General features: G+C 41.1%; 10 protein-coding genes. 9 read left to right on the top strand and 1 reads right to left on the bottom strand.

Annotated elements, in window-relative coordinates:
* The coding region (locus tag H5158_RS04395; RefSeq protein ID WP_182739533.1) for a prolyl oligopeptidase family serine peptidase at nt 1–2,375 on the bottom strand (2,375 nt) is incomplete at its 3' end.
* 166 nt (nt 2,376–2,541) lie between these two features.
* Here H5158_RS04395 and H5158_RS04390 point away from each other — a divergent pair.
* The 9 genes from H5158_RS04390 (at nt 2,542) to H5158_RS04350 (ending at nt 18,498) form a co-directional block, all read left to right on the top strand.
* A complete protein-coding gene (locus tag H5158_RS04390; protein WP_182717550.1) occupies nt 2,542–3,549 on the top strand; it encodes a LacI family DNA-binding transcriptional regulator in 1,008 nt (335 codons plus the stop codon).
* A complete protein-coding gene (locus H5158_RS04385; RefSeq protein WP_182717551.1) occupies nt 3,546–4,766 on the top strand; it encodes a glycosyltransferase in 1,221 nt (406 codons plus the stop codon). The genes H5158_RS04390 and H5158_RS04385 overlap by 4 nt, the downstream gene beginning before the upstream one ends.
* 117 nt (nt 4,767–4,883) lie before the next feature.
* On the top strand, nt 4,884–6,110 hold the full coding sequence (locus H5158_RS04380; RefSeq protein ID WP_149980016.1) for a threonine/serine exporter ThrE family protein: 1,227 nt from the start codon (nt 4,884–4,886) through the stop codon (nt 6,108–6,110).
* Between the two features lie 153 nt (nt 6,111–6,263).
* Nucleotides 6,264–8,312, top strand: coding sequence for a S9 family peptidase (locus H5158_RS04375; RefSeq protein ID WP_182739532.1), 2,049 nt, complete (start codon nt 6,264–6,266; stop codon nt 8,310–8,312).
* A gap of 232 nt (nt 8,313–8,544) precedes the next feature.
* Nucleotides 8,545–8,970 carry a hemerythrin domain-containing protein gene (locus H5158_RS04370; RefSeq protein ID WP_149980014.1) on the top strand — a complete coding sequence of 142 codons (426 nt, stop codon included), beginning with the start codon at nt 8,545–8,547 and terminating at the stop codon, nt 8,968–8,970.
* A gap of 307 nt (nt 8,971–9,277) precedes the next feature.
* Complete coding sequence (locus H5158_RS04365; protein ID WP_182739531.1) at nt 9,278–11,602, top strand: TonB-dependent receptor domain-containing protein; 2,325 nt, start codon at nt 9,278–9,280, stop codon at nt 11,600–11,602.
* Between the two features lie 250 nt (nt 11,603–11,852).
* The gene (locus H5158_RS04360; RefSeq protein ID WP_182717555.1) at nt 11,853–12,863 is read left to right on the top strand and encodes an alpha/beta fold hydrolase; all 1,011 of its coding nucleotides are present in this window, start codon (nt 11,853–11,855) and stop codon (nt 12,861–12,863) included.
* Between the two features lie 473 nt (nt 12,864–13,336).
* Entirely contained in the window at nt 13,337–15,478 is a 2,142-nt protein-coding gene (locus H5158_RS04355; protein WP_182739530.1) for a glycoside hydrolase family 16 protein, read from the top strand.
* Between the two features lie 74 nt (nt 15,479–15,552).
* Entirely contained in the window at nt 15,553–18,498 is a 2,946-nt protein-coding gene (locus H5158_RS04350) for a TonB-dependent receptor (RefSeq protein ID WP_182717557.1), read from the top strand.
* Nucleotides 18,499–18,521 lie beyond the last annotated feature (23 nt).

Here is an 18,521-nt window from a genome sequence, read left to right as displayed (position 1 = left end):
TGTTCCCATAAAACATGTAATAAGCTTTTACGGGCACGATAACCATGGGCTTCGTAAGGTAGCATCACTAAACGCGCTTCTTTGCCTAAACCTTTGAGCGCAGCGTACATACGCTCGCTTTGCATTGGGAAGGTGCCAGAATTCGGGTCTTCTTGGCCGTGGATCATTAACATCGGCTCGTTAATTTTTTCAGCATGAAAAAACGGTGACATATTGGCGTATACATCCTGTGCTTGCCAAAAATCACGTTCTTCTCCTTGAAACCCAAACGGTGTCAAGGTCCTATTATAGGCACCACTGCGGGCAATACCAGTTTTGAATAAATCACTGTGGGCTAATAAGTTTGCTACCATAAAGGCGCCATATGAGTGGCCTGCAATGGCGATTTTATCTTTATCTGCAATGCCTTTTTCGACCAGCACATCTACCGCAGCTTTGGCACTTGCAACTAACTGCTTTCTAAATAAATCATTTGGCTCTTTACCATCAACACCGACGATTGGCATCTTCGGATCATCAAAAACAGCAATACCTTTTGCGAGGTAAGGCATTGGCCCCCAATAACCTATGTAGGTAAATTCGTACGGCGATTCACGTACTTGCGATGCAACTGCTTTATCTTTATATTCCAGTGGGTATGCCCACATTAATACAGGTAATGGACCTTGCGTTTTATCGTAACCTGGAGGTAAATATAGCGTACCAGAGAGTTCAACACCGTCATCACGTTGGTAACGCACAAGTTCTTTAGTCACCCCTTTAAACGCCGGGTATGGATGCTCAAAGGTAGTGAGCTGAGTCAGAGTGTCGGCATCTAAATCGCGAATAAAGAAGTTAGGTTGTTCGGCCTTAGATTCACGAATAGTAATTAATCGCTCACCTTCATCATCAAGCATGGCACGAACTCGCTCGTAATATGGCGCTTTTGATTGCCATAAACGCTTGGTTGTATTGGTCTTAATGTCGTACTGATCTAAAAATGGCACATTCCCTTGCTCTGACGCACCATCACCACGCAAAAATATATAACGTCCACCAACCACTTTAATAACGTTTACACCAAGATCATTTCGCTCATAAATAGCGTCGCCCGGATCTTTATAAGCATCGTTATAGCTGCGCTGTGAAAACAATACGCGGTTATTATCCGCATCGCGTGGTTGGATCACATAGGTACGTAACTGGCGATCACTAAAACGCCACTCGGTTAAAAACGCAACGTTTTCATTCGCCCACTCAATACCTGAAAAACGTCGTTCTAGTTTAGCAAATAGTTTTGGTTCACGTTTAAAAGGTGAGCGTAAACTATATAGATGATCATGATACGGCACATCGGTTTTCATATCGCCGCCATCTTGCGCCTGCGCCCAAATGATCTCAGCACCTTGGTCATCACGCCACTGAAAATCACGACGACCCGTTCGCACACTGTCATAACCTTGTGGAATGTTGTCGGCCAGTGGCTGTTTAGACAATTGCGCTAACGTATAACCCCGCATGCCAAACACCTGCCACGTTGTCGCAAAGCGGCTATAGGGTACTTGATACGAAAATGGTTCGTCGATAGTGGCGACTAAAATATTGGTTGAATCAGGCGAGATCGAAAATGATTTAAATAATGCTGGTTTGCCAATCGATAACGCAACACCGCTCAGGGGAATATAAGTTAATTGACCTTGGCCGTAAAACTTAAACTGCAACTCATCAAACGGGCTGGTTAATAAATTTTGGTAAGTCCGTGCTGGCGCTTTTTGACCGCTACTTTGCTGAATAACCGGCACAACGCTATTTGCATCACTAACTAATTTTGGCTTGCCAAGGTTAACCGCTTGGTTAGCAACAATTGCCGTGCTATCTGGTAACCATTGATAAGGGGTAGCTGTTAGCACTGAATTAAGAGCCACTGTTGACAACTGACGTGCTTGTTTAGTTTCGGCGTTATACACCCACAATTGCGCCTGAGTTGGTTGCTCAACAATAAACGCTAAATATTCGCTATTACTTGACCATTTAGGTGAGCGGATCACCCCTTGAGGTAAATTATTAACGGTAATCACAGCCCCAGTCGCAATATGTTTAACTTGTAACGCACTAAATTTAGTGCGAGGACGTGAGCGTGAAAAGTTTGCCGGGTTTAACTTTATACCCGCCAATTTCAATTCTTCTTTTGCTAAATCATCTAATGTTTCAACACGTTTACGCTCAAACAGCGCTAACCATTGACCATCAGCCGATAGGTAGCTACTCGGTGCTAATTTAGCATCAACCAGCGCGGCTAAATCACTTGAAGGGGTTTGATAGCCTTGTGCAGCAAGTACCGAGCCTGAAACACTTACGCTCAGCACTAACGCTAATAACAGCCTGATGCCTTTCATGGTGTATCCTTGATTTTTTATTATTAATAGCTGTATCTAAACATGTTTTGCAACATTCATAAAGTTTTTGCGATTCTAGCTTCAATAACGCCGATAGATGACTTATTAGCTGAAACTACGTTAAACTGGCGCCTTCGTTCAAGCAATTGCTGACGCATACATTAAAATGAAAACAAAAACCGATAAAATAACTATTTTTGACGTTGCCAGAGAAGCTCAAGTTTCTAAGTCAACGGTGTCGTTAGTGCTTACAAACAGTGACAAAGTCAGTGATAAAAGCAAAGAAAAAGTATTGCATGCCATTGATAAGCTTGGCTATGTATATAATAGAGATGCGGCAGCACTGAGAAGTCGCCGCTCTAACTTAGTGGCGTTAGTTATTAATGACTTAACTAACCCTTACTCTGCGCAAATAGCGGTAGGACTTGAAAACCATATTCATGCCCTTGGTATGCTGCCGATGTTAGTGAACACCGCCGAAAATGTTGAGCGCCAAACACAAGTTGTTAAAACACTCAAAGAATATAATGTTGCCGCATTTATCATGTGTCCTGCCCCGGGAACTACCCAGCAGTGGGTTGATGAACTTATCAATAGTGGTTTCCCGGTCATTCACATTATGCGCGAAGTGGCTTTTTGTGCCGCCCCGACAATATTGCCGGACAATAAAAAAGGCACTCATCTAGCCACTAGCCATATTTTACAACAAGGTATTGAGGATATCGCTTTTATAGGTGGAACTGATGATATTTCTGATCATCATGAACGTTTAAGTGGTTTTCACAGTGCCTTAAAGCAGTTTAATATCCATCAACACAAACCAACGATCACCGCCGCCACGAACCGTCAAGGCGGGCGCGATGCCTTTGCTACGTTGTATGCGCAATACCCTGCGACTAAAGCGATTATTTGTTTTAATGATGTTATTGCATACGGTGTCATAGAAGCCATTCGCCAACATGGTTTGATACCCGGTAAGGATATAAAAGTAGTCGGTTTTGATGATTTAGCTGATTCATGTTTAATGTCTCCCTCGTTAAGCAGTGTCACCATCAATGCGGACGATATTGGTAAGCATACTTGCCAAGTACTGCAAGAATTACTTAATCAAGGCACTCCTGCGGTGCGTACCTTAGTCGATGTTCATCTGCAAGTAAGAGATTCAAGTCAATGAAAAAAGTCTTAGTAATTGGCTATGTATGGCCAGAACCAAATTCATCAGCGGCCGGCACTCATATGATGTCGCTATTAAAAGCGTTTAAAAATGAAAATTGGGCGGTTGAATTTGCCAGTCCCGCTCAGAAAACCGAGCATATGGTTAATCTGGATGACTACGGGATCAGCAGCGCAACTATTGCCCTTAATTGTGCAAGTTTTGATGAATATGTTATCAACTACGCCCCTGATATCGTCATGTTTGACCGTTTTATGATGGAAGAACAATTTGGCTGGCGAGTAGATAAACATTGCCCTAACGCAGTAAAAATCCTTGATACTGAAGATTTACAATGCTTACGCAATGCCCGCCATGAAGCGCATAAAGGCAACCGAGCATTTAACCATAGTGATTTACACTCTGACCTCGCCAAACGAGAAATAGCCGCTATTTTACGCTGTGATTTAAGTTTAATTATCTCAAGTTTTGAAATGCAATTACTTGCTGATGTATTTAAAGTCGACAGTAACTTATTGCATCATCTGCCTTTTATGGTCGATTTAAGCTCACTCCCTGAGCAAACTAAATCGTTTGAGCAACGCCAACACTTTATGACCATAGGTAATTTTCGCCACGCCCCAAACTGGGATGCCGTACTCTATTTACAACAAATCTGGCCGCTCATTCGTAAACAACTACCCCAGGCTGAGTTACATATTTATGGCTCTTACCCACCGCCAAAGGCCACCGCGCTTAATAACCCCAAAACTGGCTTTTTAATAAAAGGTTGGGCGCATGATGCCTATCAAGTAATGGAAAGTGCGCGTGTGTGCATCTCACCACTGCGTTTTGGTGCTGGCATTAAAGGAAAGCTGTTAGAGGCGATGATCATGCAAACACCCAGTGTTACAACGACAATTGGTAGTGAGGGTATGCACCATGATTTACCTTGGAGTGGTGTGGTTGAAAATGAGCCGCAGCAATTTGCCGATGCCGCTGTGGCTCTGTATCAAAATAAAAGTTTATTTACGCAGGCACAAACAGCCGGTAATACGATATTAAAAACGCACTACGACAAACAGCTTTTATCTAATAATTTAATCATTAAAATTCAATTGATTAAAGAGAAATTACAAGCTCACCGCGAAGCAAATTTTACAGGCCAAATGCTCAAACACCACACAATGCGCAGCACTCAATATATGGCGCAGTGGATTGAGGCTAAAAACAAATAAAAAAAACTAGACAGGCGGTGATTAGTGTTTAAAATTCCCGCCAAACTAGCTAGGCAAATTTAGATGTATTGTCTATATTTTTTAACTGAATAATTTAAATTTTGGCTCAATACAAATTTGAAAACCGCAACGTTCACAGAAAAGCGCAAATTTATCGTTAAACTGGGTAAGATGCTTCATAAGTATGGCACCCCAGCTTATCGACTCGAAGCTCACTTAATGGAAGTGGCTACTTACCTTGATCTTAAATCTTCATTTGTCATGTCACCCACTTCCGTTACTTTTGTAATTTGGACCGATGGCCATGAAGATGAATATACTCACGTTGCCCGTGTTGATCCTGGCGATCACGATTTAGGTTCGTTAGCTGATACCGATGATCTGGTTAATAAAATGCTCAATGGCGAACTCACGCTACAAGAAGTTGACGTTCAACTCGACGCCATTTTTATTATGCCAAATCCGTATAATCGCTTTACCACAGGGGTTGCCTTTGCCACCTCAGGCGGCGCATTTGCAATGCTGATGGGCACCAGCTGGAATGACGTATTTTGGTCAGCGCTACTTACCTCTGTCGTTTACTTATTTGTACTGTGGTCAGCGCGTTCAAAACGCGTGGGCCATATGTTAGAGCCATTAGTGGCGATAGTCTCGGCTATTTTGGCCTGCGCTGTAAGCGTGCATTTAGACGTCGGGATTAATATTCGTTTAGTGGTATTGTCTGCGATTATTGTGTTTATACCCGGGCTTGCATTAGCACTGGGCCTAGCAGAACTTGCAGCGCGGCATTTAGTTTCTGGTACAGCGCGTGTGATGGATGCTTTTATGCTGTTGTTTAAACTGTATTTTGGTGCCTTCATCGGCATTGCGATTGGTTTTGCACTATTCGGCCAAGCCGATTTCGTACAACCTGACCCTTTACCTAAATGGACGGCTTGGTTGGCAATCTTTTTACTCTGTAGCAGCTTAATCGTTATTTTTAGAACCAAACTAAAACATGCTACATGGTCTATCGCCTCTGGCTTTATCGCTTATGGCAGCAGTATTGGCTCTGCGATGTATTTAGATTACACCTTAGGAACATTTGTAGGTGCATTTGCGGTGGGTGTATTTAGTAACCTATTTAACCGCGTAGCAAACGCTCCTGCCTCAATTGTTGCCATGCAAGGCTTGATTGTATTAGTTCCAGGTAGCAAAACTTACATAGGTCTAAACTCATTAATTGAAGGGCAAGACTTTGTGTATGCGGAGCACATCGGCCAACAAACCTTCCTAATATTTATGTCATTGGTGGCTGGATTAATCTTTGCCAACGTTGCACTCCCACCGAAAAAGAGTTTATAAAGCAATTAAGTGCGGTAGTCACTATCGCGCTTAAACCTTATCACTTTAATCTCTTCATTAAACGCCTACTTGTGCGTATTAATCGCATATTTTAGCATTTAAGGTACACCTTGTTATAATCCTTCGATAATTAAAACATGCGAAGGAAAATTCATGATAAAAACTAGCCTAGCACTGGCTCTTGGACTCTCAAGCTCACTGGCATTTGCAGCCACATCGCTTACTGTAGAAGATATCCCTAAAATTCAGTCAGTTATTCAAACCAGCATTAGTCCAAATGGTGACAATGTTGCATTTACCCGCTCAGTGCCACGTGAATTATACGTCGACGAGAATGGTGCCAATTATAGCGAACTCTATGTCGTCGATGATGAAGGTGTCGAGCGTCCTTTCATTACCGGCTCTGTAAGTATCAAGAGTATTCAATGGTCAAACGATAGCAAAACGATCTACTTTTTAGCAAAACTTAAAGACGACAAGTTTACCGCGTTATATCAAATTCCAGTGGATGGTGGTCAAGCGCAAAAAGTACTATCGCTTAAAGACACATCAATTTCTAGCTATCAGTTAAGCCCGAATAACAAACAACTCGCTATTTTAGCTATGCCAGCGGCTGATAAATCTGAAAAAGAGCTGAAAAAATTAGGCTTTATGGCTGAGGTGTACGAGCTAGGCTTAAGAGATAAACAACTATTTATTGTCGATTTAGCCAAAACAGATAAACCTCTTACACCAACAGCGCTTAACGTTGCAAACTATGTAAGTGATGTAAACTGGGCCGCAAAAGGCGATAAGTTATTAGTAAAAACCCAGCCTACAGCGCTAATTGACGACAAATACACTAAATCACAATGGCACTTATTTGATATTGCGACTAATCAAGTGACGATGTCGTTTGCTACTGAAGGTAAATTAGACGGTGCTGAACTGTCTCATGATGGTCGTTACATCGCAATTCTAGGTGCCGAAGATAAGCATGATCCAGCCGCTGGTCGTTTATTTTTAGCTGACACAAAAACAGGTGAAGTAAGTGATTGGTTACCTAATTTCATGGGTCATATCGTTGATTTTGAATGGTCACATAAACGCAACACGCTTAATTTTATTGCCAATGTAGGTACGCAAAGTTTTGTCGCAAGCATTAAAACCGGCTCTAATAAATACAAAAAAATTATTAATGAAGGCCAATTTATTGCATCAAATCTGAGTATTTCTGATTCAGATAAAACCTTAGCGCTACGTGCAAACACTGCAAAGCACCCAAATGAAGTATTCATTATTCGTGGTTCTAAAGCACAACGTTTAACGGATTCAAACAACTGGTTGAATGACAAACGTTTTGCTAAGCAAGAAACTATTTCACTTAAGGCTCGCGACGGTGTTGAGATTGATGGCGTATTAGTCTACCCATTAGATTATGAAAAAGGCACGCGCTATCCATTGATCATGTCAGTGCACGGTGGCCCTGAAAGCCATGACAAAGACGGTTGGGTAACAAACTACTCGCGTCCAGGTCAAATGGGAGCAGCACGTGGTTATGCAGTATTTTACCCAAATTACCGTGGCTCTACAGGTAAAGGCGTTGATTATTCAAAGCTTGGTCAAAACGACTATGCAGGTAAAGAGTTTGACGATTTAATTGACTTTAAACAGCATCTTGTTGAAATGGGCTTAGTTGATACTAAACGTGTTGGTATTACGGGTGGCTCTTATGGTGGTTATGCATCAGCATGGGCCGCAACAAAATTGACTGAACACTTTGCTGCGAGCGTGATGTTTGTAGGTGTTACCAACCAACTATCTAAATTTGGAACTACTGATATTTCTAACGAAATGAATCTTGTGCATGCACGTTCATACCCATGGGATAAATGGCAGTGGTATTTAGAGCGCAGCCCTATTTACTGGGCAGGCCAGTCTAAAACACCATTACTGATCATGCATGGTAAAGATGATCCTCGCGTACACCCTGCACAATCAATGGAACTGTACCGTTATATGAAAGTACAAGGCAAAGATGTACGCCTTGTATACTATCCTGGCGAAGGTCATGGTAACCGTAAAGTAGCCGCGCAATATGATTACAGTTTACGTTTAATGCGTTGGATGGATAACTATTTAATTGACGGCAAAAAAGACATGCCAGCATTCGAGATTGACCATGCAGGCAAGTTAAAAGCGGTAAAAGACGCCAATAAATAATCCTATTATTTTGTGTTAAATACGCTTTTAGGCCAACATTCGTGTTGGCCTTTTTGCTTTTAAATAACAATGAATATGGATGTAATATAAAGACCTAACTCGGTAATTTTTACAAGAAAACACCTTAACAAGCTCAAATATAAAAAATTAAATCAATATATTACAACAACTTAAAAGTTGGCTTCTGTCTTGCAATATTCATTGTAATTAATGAGTAAAGCAAGGAAAACCCATGAATATTTTTGAAGCACTTCGTAATGATCACGACAAACAACGTTCGCTTGTCGATGCGCTGATAAAAACCCAGGGAGAGTCACCGAATAGACAGTCTCTTATGGATAATTTAAAACATGAGTTAGTAGAACATGCTAAATTTGAAGAGCGTTATTTCTATAATCCTTTGATGTTTGATGATTTAACCCATGAAAAAGCCCGTCATAGTATTGCAGAGCATCATGAACTTGATGAATTGATTGAGCAACTTGAAGAAACTGATATGAGCTCACCAGTGTGGCTTGTGACCGCTAAAAAATTACATCATCTTGTACATCATCATCTGGCTGAAGAAGAGCATGAAGTATTTCAACTAGCCGGTAAAGCGCTAACCGAAAGTCAAAAAGAAAGTCTAGCCGAAAAGTATAATGATGCGATGAGTTAACTGCTATATGTGCCCGCTTTAATTTATAAAGCTCTCTAAATAGCAACAACTCTATACCATTTGCATTTATTAGGCACCTCTAACACGGTCAATACTTGGCTAAGCAAACACTCTTAAATTAACTAAGCCCGGCATCAAACGCTGGGTTTTTTAATGCTCATGCTCCATCCCCACCTTTATTTAATATGAAAATCATTCATTGAATGTAAATATTTCGCAATTGAACATACAACTGATAATTGTTATCATACCTACCTTGGTTGCTTATTAGATTAATAATCTTTATTCTTGTCATGAAGGAAGTACAATGAAATCCCGCCCGCTTTATCTGGCCTCACTGATCAGTGCATTATTAACATCAACAACACTTATTGCTGATGATGACACAGCTGAAAATATGGAAGTGATGGTTGTCACCGCTTCTGGTTATGAGCAAAAATTAATAGATGCACCTGCAAGTGTCTCGGTTGTCTCTCGCGAAGATCTACAAAATAAGCCATTTACTAGCCTTGCTGATGCGCTTCGTGATATCGAAGGTATCGATGTTGGTGCCGGACAAGATAAAAACGGTAATATTAGTATTACCATGCGTGGTTTACCCGCAAGCTATACTCTAGTGCTTATTGATGGCCGCCGTCAAAGTGATGTAGGTAATATAGGCCCAAACAACTTTGGTAACAGCCAATTTATGTATATGCCGCCACTTGAGGCTATCGAGCGAATTGAAGTCGTTCGTGGCCCAATGTCCACTTTATATGGCGCTGATGCAATCGGTGGTGTAATCAATATTATCACTCGTAAAAATCTTGATAGCACCCATGGTAGCGTCACGGTAAGCAGTAATATCCAACAAGACGATCAATACGGTAACGATAATAAAGTCGATATATATTTGACCGGCCCAAGCGGCGTTGAGGGATTAACTTACGGGATCCGTGGTAGTTTTTATGACCGTCAAGAAAGTGAGCCAACTTACAGCGAAAGTTTACCACTTCCAGATGGCAGCATGTGGGTTGATGATGGTAGCTTTGGCGATAAAAAAATCGTTGCAGCACGTAACTGGAATGCCGGCGCAACAATAAACTACCTGATCAATAATCAGAATGAAATTACCTTTGAGTACGACATAGCCAAACAGCGTTACGATAACACCGAAGGTCAAACGGGTACGTTAGATAGCCCAGTCAGTTTATGGCGTGTTAGCAAAGGCATTGTACAGCCACGCGTTGGTTATACTCCATATCAACGTGTTGAACGTGAGCAATTTGTATTTGCACATGTTGGTCGATACGATGTTGGTACGCTTACCAGCAGCATGACCCAAAGCAGCAGTGAAAACTTTGGTCGCTCATTACCTCTTAATGTACAAGAGCGTTTAGGTGTGCAGGCCATTTGGGACCAAGCAGTACAGGATCAAGGCATCGACAAGCCAGAACTAACGGATGCAATTTACGCTCAACTTGATGAGACTTTTTTACCACGCCCAATGCGTACACTAAAACTTGATAACTTAATTATTGATACTAAGTTTGAATCAAATATAGATAACCACTATTTTGTAGTAGGCGCACAATATTTTGATGCCGAAATGGAAGATGGTGTATTTGGTATGTACGGGGATGGCTTCCGTGAAGGTACGACTCAAGATCATCGTCAAACAGCTGTATTTGCTGAAGATAACTGGGAAATTACCACAAATCTAACTGCAACTTTCGGCGCTCGTTATGATCATCATAATATCTTTGGCTCACAAGTTAGTCCTCGCGCTTATTTAGCCTACTCTCCTGCTGATGAATGGACTTTCAAAGGTGGTATCAGCACAGGATATAAAACCCCAGAGCCAAACCAACTATTCTCTGGTATTACAGGTTTTGGTGGCCAAGGTACTAAACCTTTTGTTGGCACGCCAGACTTACAACCTGAAACCAGTGTAAACTACGAAATGGCTGCTTACTTTAATGGCAGTGATAGTTTTAGTGGTAACGTAACGGTGTTTTACAATGATTTTAAAGACAAAATCATTAACCAAGATAACTTACCAAACTGTGAAGTGGCCATAGCTGATGAACCTTGTGTTGAAATTGGCGCAGGTTGGGCAGGCATCGGTAGCACCACCTTTACGCAAGCTGCTAACGTAGATAAATCAGCTACTCGTGGTGTTGAAATTGCTGCTAATTGGCAGATTATTGAACAGTTGTCACTACGTAGTAACTTTACTTACACCGATAGTGAAGTGAAAAGTGGCCGTGATGAAGGACTACCTTTAGTTAATACACCTAAAAATATGTATAACTTAACGCTTGCATGGCAACCATTGGATGATTTGAGTATTTCACTTATTTCTGAAATCCGCAGCGATCGTTACCGTGGTACGGCAAATGTGTCTGGTCCACAGGGCCCTGAAACACAAAAGCTCTACTACAAAGCCTATGATTTATATCATTTAGCAGCAAGTTATAAAATTAATGATAGCCTAGCATTAAATGCCCGTATTAATAATCTGTTAGATGACGACTTATCAAGCCGTACTTGCTTATTAGCAACCTCAGAGGAAGAGTACGAATGTACATCTGATTACAATACCACCCAAAAAGCACGCAGCTTGTGGGTATCAATGAGTTACAGTTTCTAGAATAAAAAGCTATAAAAATAAAGCCCAGCAATAATGCTGGGCTTTTTATTATTACGATTTAACCGTGCCTTTTATACTTCATCACCCAACACAGATCCGTGGCCGAAGCAGATTAAAGCGTATACTCAATAAGGGTTCCCGATGAATAAGCAAAGGAAGCCTTAACTTATAGAATTAAATTTTAGAGTTTATTCGCTTAGTATGTAAAGATATGTTCTGAAAGATTTAATTTAAATCATTGAGGGATCTTATGTATAGAATATGGCTATTAAGTTTATGCTTTGTCTTCGGTGTTGCAAATGCACAAACGCCGCAACCACTGAGTTATGACGCATTATTAAGCAACTATAATTACGATTTTGACGTTAACTATTTTAACCTTGACTCACAAGGGCTGTCGTTAAAAATGGCGTATATTTACTTACCAGCAAAGGCTGGTAAACCCGTTGTGACTTTAATGCACGGTAAAAACTTTAACGCTCATTACTGGACTGAAACTGCACTATTGCTACAAAAACTCGGTTATGGCGTGCTGATACCTGACCAAATTGGTTTTGGAAAATCATCTAAACCACGAGATTATCAATTCTCTTTTGCAGCCTTAGCTAGTCACACCCATGCTTTAATGAGCCAACTTAATATAAATAAATCAATTGTATTGGGTCATTCTATGGGCGGTATGCTGGCAAGTCGCTTTGCGCTTATGTATCCACAAACAACCCAACAATTAATTTTACTCAACCCTATTGGCCTTGAAAATTACCTGCAATATGTTGATTATAAAGACACTAACTTTTTTTATAAAAATGAGTTAGCTAAAACACCTGCCGGGGTAAAAGCATACCAGCAAAAAAATTACTACGACGGAAAATGGAATAACCAATTTGCCGCTCTGACGAATTTTATCACCGGGCAAATTCAAGGCCCAGATAAAGAGCTAGTAGCGTGGGTTAACGCAAAAACATACGACATGATTTTTACTCAACCCGTTATCACCGAGTTTAAAAACTTCACCATGCCTGTTTCACTAATTATAGGTACAAGAGACAGAACAGGGCCTGGCCGTAACTGGAAAAAACAAGGGGTAGATTATGAACTTGGCCGCTACGATCAATTAGGTAAATCAGCCGCGGTATTAATTCCTCACAGCCAACTATTTGAACTGGCTGATTTAGGTCATTTACCCCATATTGAAGATTTTAAGCGCTTTAAAGCTGTATTGTTAAAAGCCTTAGAAGCAGGCTCAAAGCCACTAGAGTAATATTTAGGCAGATCAGCGGTTAAAGTTATTAACAGCTGATTTGATTACTCAACGCTGACCTTTGAAAACCAATTAATAAACATAAATGCCTACTATTAGATACCTTTTAGCGATAACAGAAAAATATTGTTAATTAGCATGTGGATTCACTTTTAATATTTTGATGGCACTAAAAAATAACAACTCACTGATATAATTAGACTAAAACCCTATCTCCATTAATATATTGCTATTCTGAAGTTATTTAAAAATTAAATAACTTTTCAGTTTAAAACTAAAAAAGCAGGTAATGTAAACTTAAAGTTAAAAAAATAAGCAGTCTGTTGTTGACCAAATTACAACCTTAGCTTACTCTATGTAAGCGCTTACAACACACACACTGATAAATGTAAGCGCTTACAACTTCGTTCGTAGACACAATAACAACCACAACGAAGTACTTTTAAATTTTTGTCGATACTGGGGTTCAACTAATGAACATGACAACAACCAAAGTAAGCCGCCTTGTTGCGGCAATATCCATGACCATGCTATTTGGCTGTGGTGGAAGTGCTGAGACAAAATCTGACTTCACAAAAGTCGATCCACAAAAGCCGGTTTCTGATTGGCAAATGGTTTGGAGTGACGAATTTGATGGCGCAAGTATTGATTCTAACAAATGGAATTTTGAATTAAGTTGTGCCGGTGGTGGTAACAACGAAAAACAATGTTACACCGATAACGAGCAAAATGCGTTTATCAAAGATGGCATATTAAATTTAGTTGCTTTACCGGCCGACGAAGGTGCCGAAAAGCCTTATACATCGGCACGTTTAAACACCCGCTACAACGCTGATTTTACTTATGGTCGTTTTGAAATGCGTGCAAAGTTGCCTTCAGGGCAAGGTAGCTGGCCTGCATTTTGGATGATGCCAACCGATGAAGAATATGGTACTTGGCCGCGCTCTGGCGAAATTGATATTTTAGAAGCGGTAAATTTAAAAACAGTTGCTGAAGATGGCACCGTTGAAGCAAATATTCATGGCACACTTCACTATGGTCGTGAATGGCCTAACAACTCGAACTCTGGTAAAGCGTACACATTTGCAGAGGGGATGAACCCTGCTGACGATTTTCATACTTACGCTATTGAATGGCAAGAGGGCGAAATTCGTTGGTACGTTGATGGTTACTTATATGCCACACAACGTCGTTCTGAAGTTCGTTATAACTCAAAAGACGAAGCTGTTGGCCTAAAACATAAAGGTTGGTTTGCTGAATACTTTGAACAAGGTAATGGCGAGCTTACAACACATTGGGATAATGCCCCCTTTGATAAAGACTTTTACCTTATTTTAAATAATGCCGTTGGCGGTGATTGGCCGGAAAACGTAAATAACTTAGGCGTTGACGCTGCAGCATTTGCAGAGGGTCAAAGCTTTGAGATTGATTACGTACGCGTTTATCAATGTGCAGCTAATACTGACACAGGTAAAGGCTGTGAGACAGTGCGCCCAGGTTACGACAACTTAGAAGATGCACTTGTTGAAGGTAAAGCGCCTGTACCTACTCCACCAAGTGATGGTGTTGCAAAAAACCTTGATATTTTTAATGGTAGCTTAGACGCAAACTGGATCGCTTGGGATTGTTGTGGCGGAACCACACCAGAAACCATTACCGACGCTGACAAAGGCGACGTGGTTAAATTTAATATCAACGATAATAACGGTACAGTATTAGGTTTTTCAACCCGTGGCGGTCACTTCCCTGATGGCTTTGCAGGGTCATCGTCTCCATTTGATGCTTCTTTACTGCTTGATTTAAATGGTCGTGTATCATTTGATATGAAAGTAGTGACTCCTCCAACATCTTCAACTACTTGGTTATTAAAGGCTGAAGCCGGTGATGGCGGTCCTAATACCGGCGATGTAGCCCTTAGCGATAGTAATGAAGGCGTAACACCGGTTACAGGCCAATGGCAAACCTATACATTCCCACTTTCTTTACTACAAGAAAGAGGCCTCGATATAAGTGCCATTGATGTATTAATGGTATTTCCTACATGGCAAACAGGTGGCGGTGCCGAGTACTTAATTACCAATGTAGCTATTGAAGGTGACTTACCAAAAGTCGATCTTTTCAGTGATGAACAAAACCTAGATTGGCCAATGTGGGATTGTTGTGGTGGTTCAAAACCGGTTGAAGTAATGGATGATGAAGAACACGGTTTAACGGCTGAGTTTACTATTGGCGCAACAGCAACAGTAATGGGCTTTAATAGCCGCACAGCTGCAGGCGGAAGCGATGAAGCATTCGATGCTACTTCGATATTAGAAAACGGTGTAATAGCGTTTGAGTTAAAGGTGATCTCAAAACCAAATAATCTTGATTCAGTTTGGAGTTTCAAAGTTGAGTCTGATAACGGTAGCTCTGCTGTCGAAATTCCATTAACTGACAGCGTCGAAGGTGTAGAACCTACTATTGGTGAATGGCAAACATATACCTTTACCCTTGCTGATTTAGCGGGTGCAGGTTTAGATGTTAGTGCATTAGATGTGGTGATGATTTATCCAACTTGGGACACAGGTGAAGGCGCTGTTTATCGTGTAGATAACGCATTCATTGGCATTCCATAACTAAGAATCACTTTATGGTAGGTGCGTATAAGCACCTACTTACCGTAAAAAATTTAGTAAAAAGCAGAGCAATTATGAACACAAATAAGTTTAAAAAAAGCCAAATAGCGGCTTCTGTGTCACTTATCATCGCTGCAAGCACATTTAACTTCGCTAACGCTGCGCAAGAAAGTACTGCCGAACCTGAAATCGAAGTAATACAAATTAAAGGTATACGTGGTTCACTGATCCGCTCTATGGACATGAAACGCGATGCATCTGGAGTAGTCGATGCAATTTCTGCCGAAGAAATGGGTAAATTCCCAGATACCAACTTAGCTGAATCACTACAACGCATTACGGGTGTATCGGTGAGCCGTGCAAACGGCGAAGGTAGCCAAATTACAGTCCGTGGTTTTGGCCCTTCATTTAATTTGGTAACACTTAACGGTCGCCAAATGCCTGGAACGGGTAACTCTCGTTCGTATAATCTTGAAAACATCGCCTCAGAAGGTGTAAGTGCCTTAGAAGTATTTAAAACTGCCCGTGCTGATGTGCCTAGCGGTGGTTTAGGTGCGACAGTTAATATTTCAACATCGCGCCCTCTGCAAAGACCTGGGCAGCACTTTTCAGCAACAGCAAAAGCAATTCATGACTCATCAAATGAAGTTGGTAGCGATGTAACACCTGAAATATCAGCTATTTACAGCAATACCTTTAATGATGAAATGTTTGGTATTGGCTTTTCATTCTCGCATCAACAGCGCGACTTTCAAAAACAAAGCGCTAATATTCAAGGTTGGCAAGCTAATGTAGATTTACCGACTCTTTCAGAAGATAAATTTATTGATGCTCGCCCAGTTGATGCAGACGGTAATCGCGTAGGTAATCACTTTTTTGCAAAAGACATGAACTACGCTATTGAAGATTTACAACGTGAGCGTACCAATGGGCAAGTAACACTGCAATTTGCACCCACTGATAATTTTGTGGCCACCCTTGATTACACAGCAAGTGAGGCTACAACAGGGTCAAAAACTCTCGGCTGGGGTATTTGGAACGACTTTGGCAGTAATATTAACGGTTACGAGCTAGATGAAAATGGCACCGCTATTTATGCCGATATTAGCGGTAACGATGCGTCATTTACCTCGAGTAAAAACACCACTGAAGTAAAAGCTCGCTCTATCGGTTTAAATTTAGATTGGCAAATTAATGATACATGGCAAATTGAGCTTGACTACCATGATTCTAAAAACGAAACCGACAATGGCGCAGACAAAGGTCTAGGTAGTGATGGGCAAGTTATTTTAGGTTCTGATCAGCTTGTTAATAAAATTTATGATTACCGCACTGGCGAAGTTCCGCATACGCAAGTTAATTGGAAAAACGGCACGAATGTATTAAGCCCAGGTGAGATTGATTCAAACTTTAGTCAGTTTATTCATTCACCGGGGGAATCAAATATTGAACAACTTCAACTACATGCAAGTTGGATAAATGAAAGTTTTGACATTGGTTTAATTGAAGTTAAGTTTGGTGGTTCGCGCACAGAGCAAAACACCGGTGGTTATGAGGCATGGAGTGGCTTAGTTGGTGGCCCTGGTTTTAATCCTTCTTACACTGAAATTTTCCCAGATGGTATGTTTACACTTCATGATACCTCAGGATTATTAGATCAATTTGCCGGTGGCGGTAGCAATTTACAACCAAACTATTACTACAGCTATGATTTTGACGAAGCCGTAGCAAGACAAATGGCATACTTAACCGCTGATGTAACAGGCGGCGATGCTTATGCACCTAATGCCTATCTTGATGGCATTGACAGTCAAAGCTCGGTTGAGGAAATTACCAACAGTATTTATGTTCAATCACGTTGGGAGTTTGACGTTAGTAATTACTACGTTAAAGTAAACGCAGGTCTTCGCTACGAAGAAACCGATGTAACCAGCTCTGTTCGTCAGCGTGTTGAACAACAAGTTAATTGGATCAGCGCTTCAGAGTGGATCACTCAATATTCAGCAGGTGGCGATGATAACTTCTTAGTGCAAGAAGGCAGTTATGATATTTTACTGCCATCAATTGACTTAAGTGTTGACCTAACTGATGACGTGGTTGCTCGCGTATCATGGGGCAAAACAATGTCGCGTGCACCTTTAGGCGATTTAGCTGGCGGTCGTTCACTAACAGGCAGTCCAAAACCGGGATCACGCGTAGGTAGTCAAGGTAACACGGGGCTATTACCGTTTGAATCAACAAATCTTGATTTATCTTTGGAGTATTACTACGCAGAAGGCAGTTATGCATCTGTAGGTTACTTTAAAAAGGACGTTGATAACTTTATTCAAACCACCATTACCCCAACCACCATTGAAGGCTTATATGATATTTTAAATGGCCCGCGCTATCTACAAGCTGTGAGTGATATTGAGGCACGTGGTGAGCAAGCAACAACCGATGCCATTTTTGCACAAATGCTTGCTAATGGTGATGGTAATGCCAATGGTCAAATTGAACCAAATAGTAACGATCCACTTATTACTTGGAACATTAGCCAACCACAAAATACCGATAGCAAATCAGTCGATGGTTTTGAAGTGGCAGTACAACACTTAATTGGCGAAACAGGCTTTGGTGTCGGTGTTAATGCTACATTTGTCGACGGCGATGTTGAATTTGATACAGACAGCTTAGACCAACAAGCTCCGTTAACGGGCTTAAGTGATTCAGCTAACTTCCAAGCGTTTTACGAAAAAGATGGCTTATCAGTAAAACTGACTTACGCATGGCGCGATTCATACCTTATTGGTGTAGGCCAAGCACAAGGTTCTGCTGATGCACCACCACAATATGCGAAAACATATGGCCAGTGGGATATGAGCGTAAATTATGACGTTAACGAGAATGTGACGGTATTCTTTGAAGGTATAAATCTCAATAATGAAACCGAGCAAGGCTATGGCCGTTACGAAGAGCAGTTCTTATTTGCTCGCCAGTATGGTCCACGCTACGCAGTTGGTGCACGCTATACCTTTTAATAAACCTAAGTAATTAAACAGTC

Origin of the sequence: Pseudoalteromonas sp. SR45-6 (genome assembly GCF_014163545.1) — a bacterium.
Taxonomy (GTDB): Bacteria; Pseudomonadota; Gammaproteobacteria; order Enterobacterales; family Alteromonadaceae; genus Pseudoalteromonas; species Pseudoalteromonas rhizosphaerae.
This window is presented reverse-complemented; position numbering and strand designations above follow the sequence as displayed.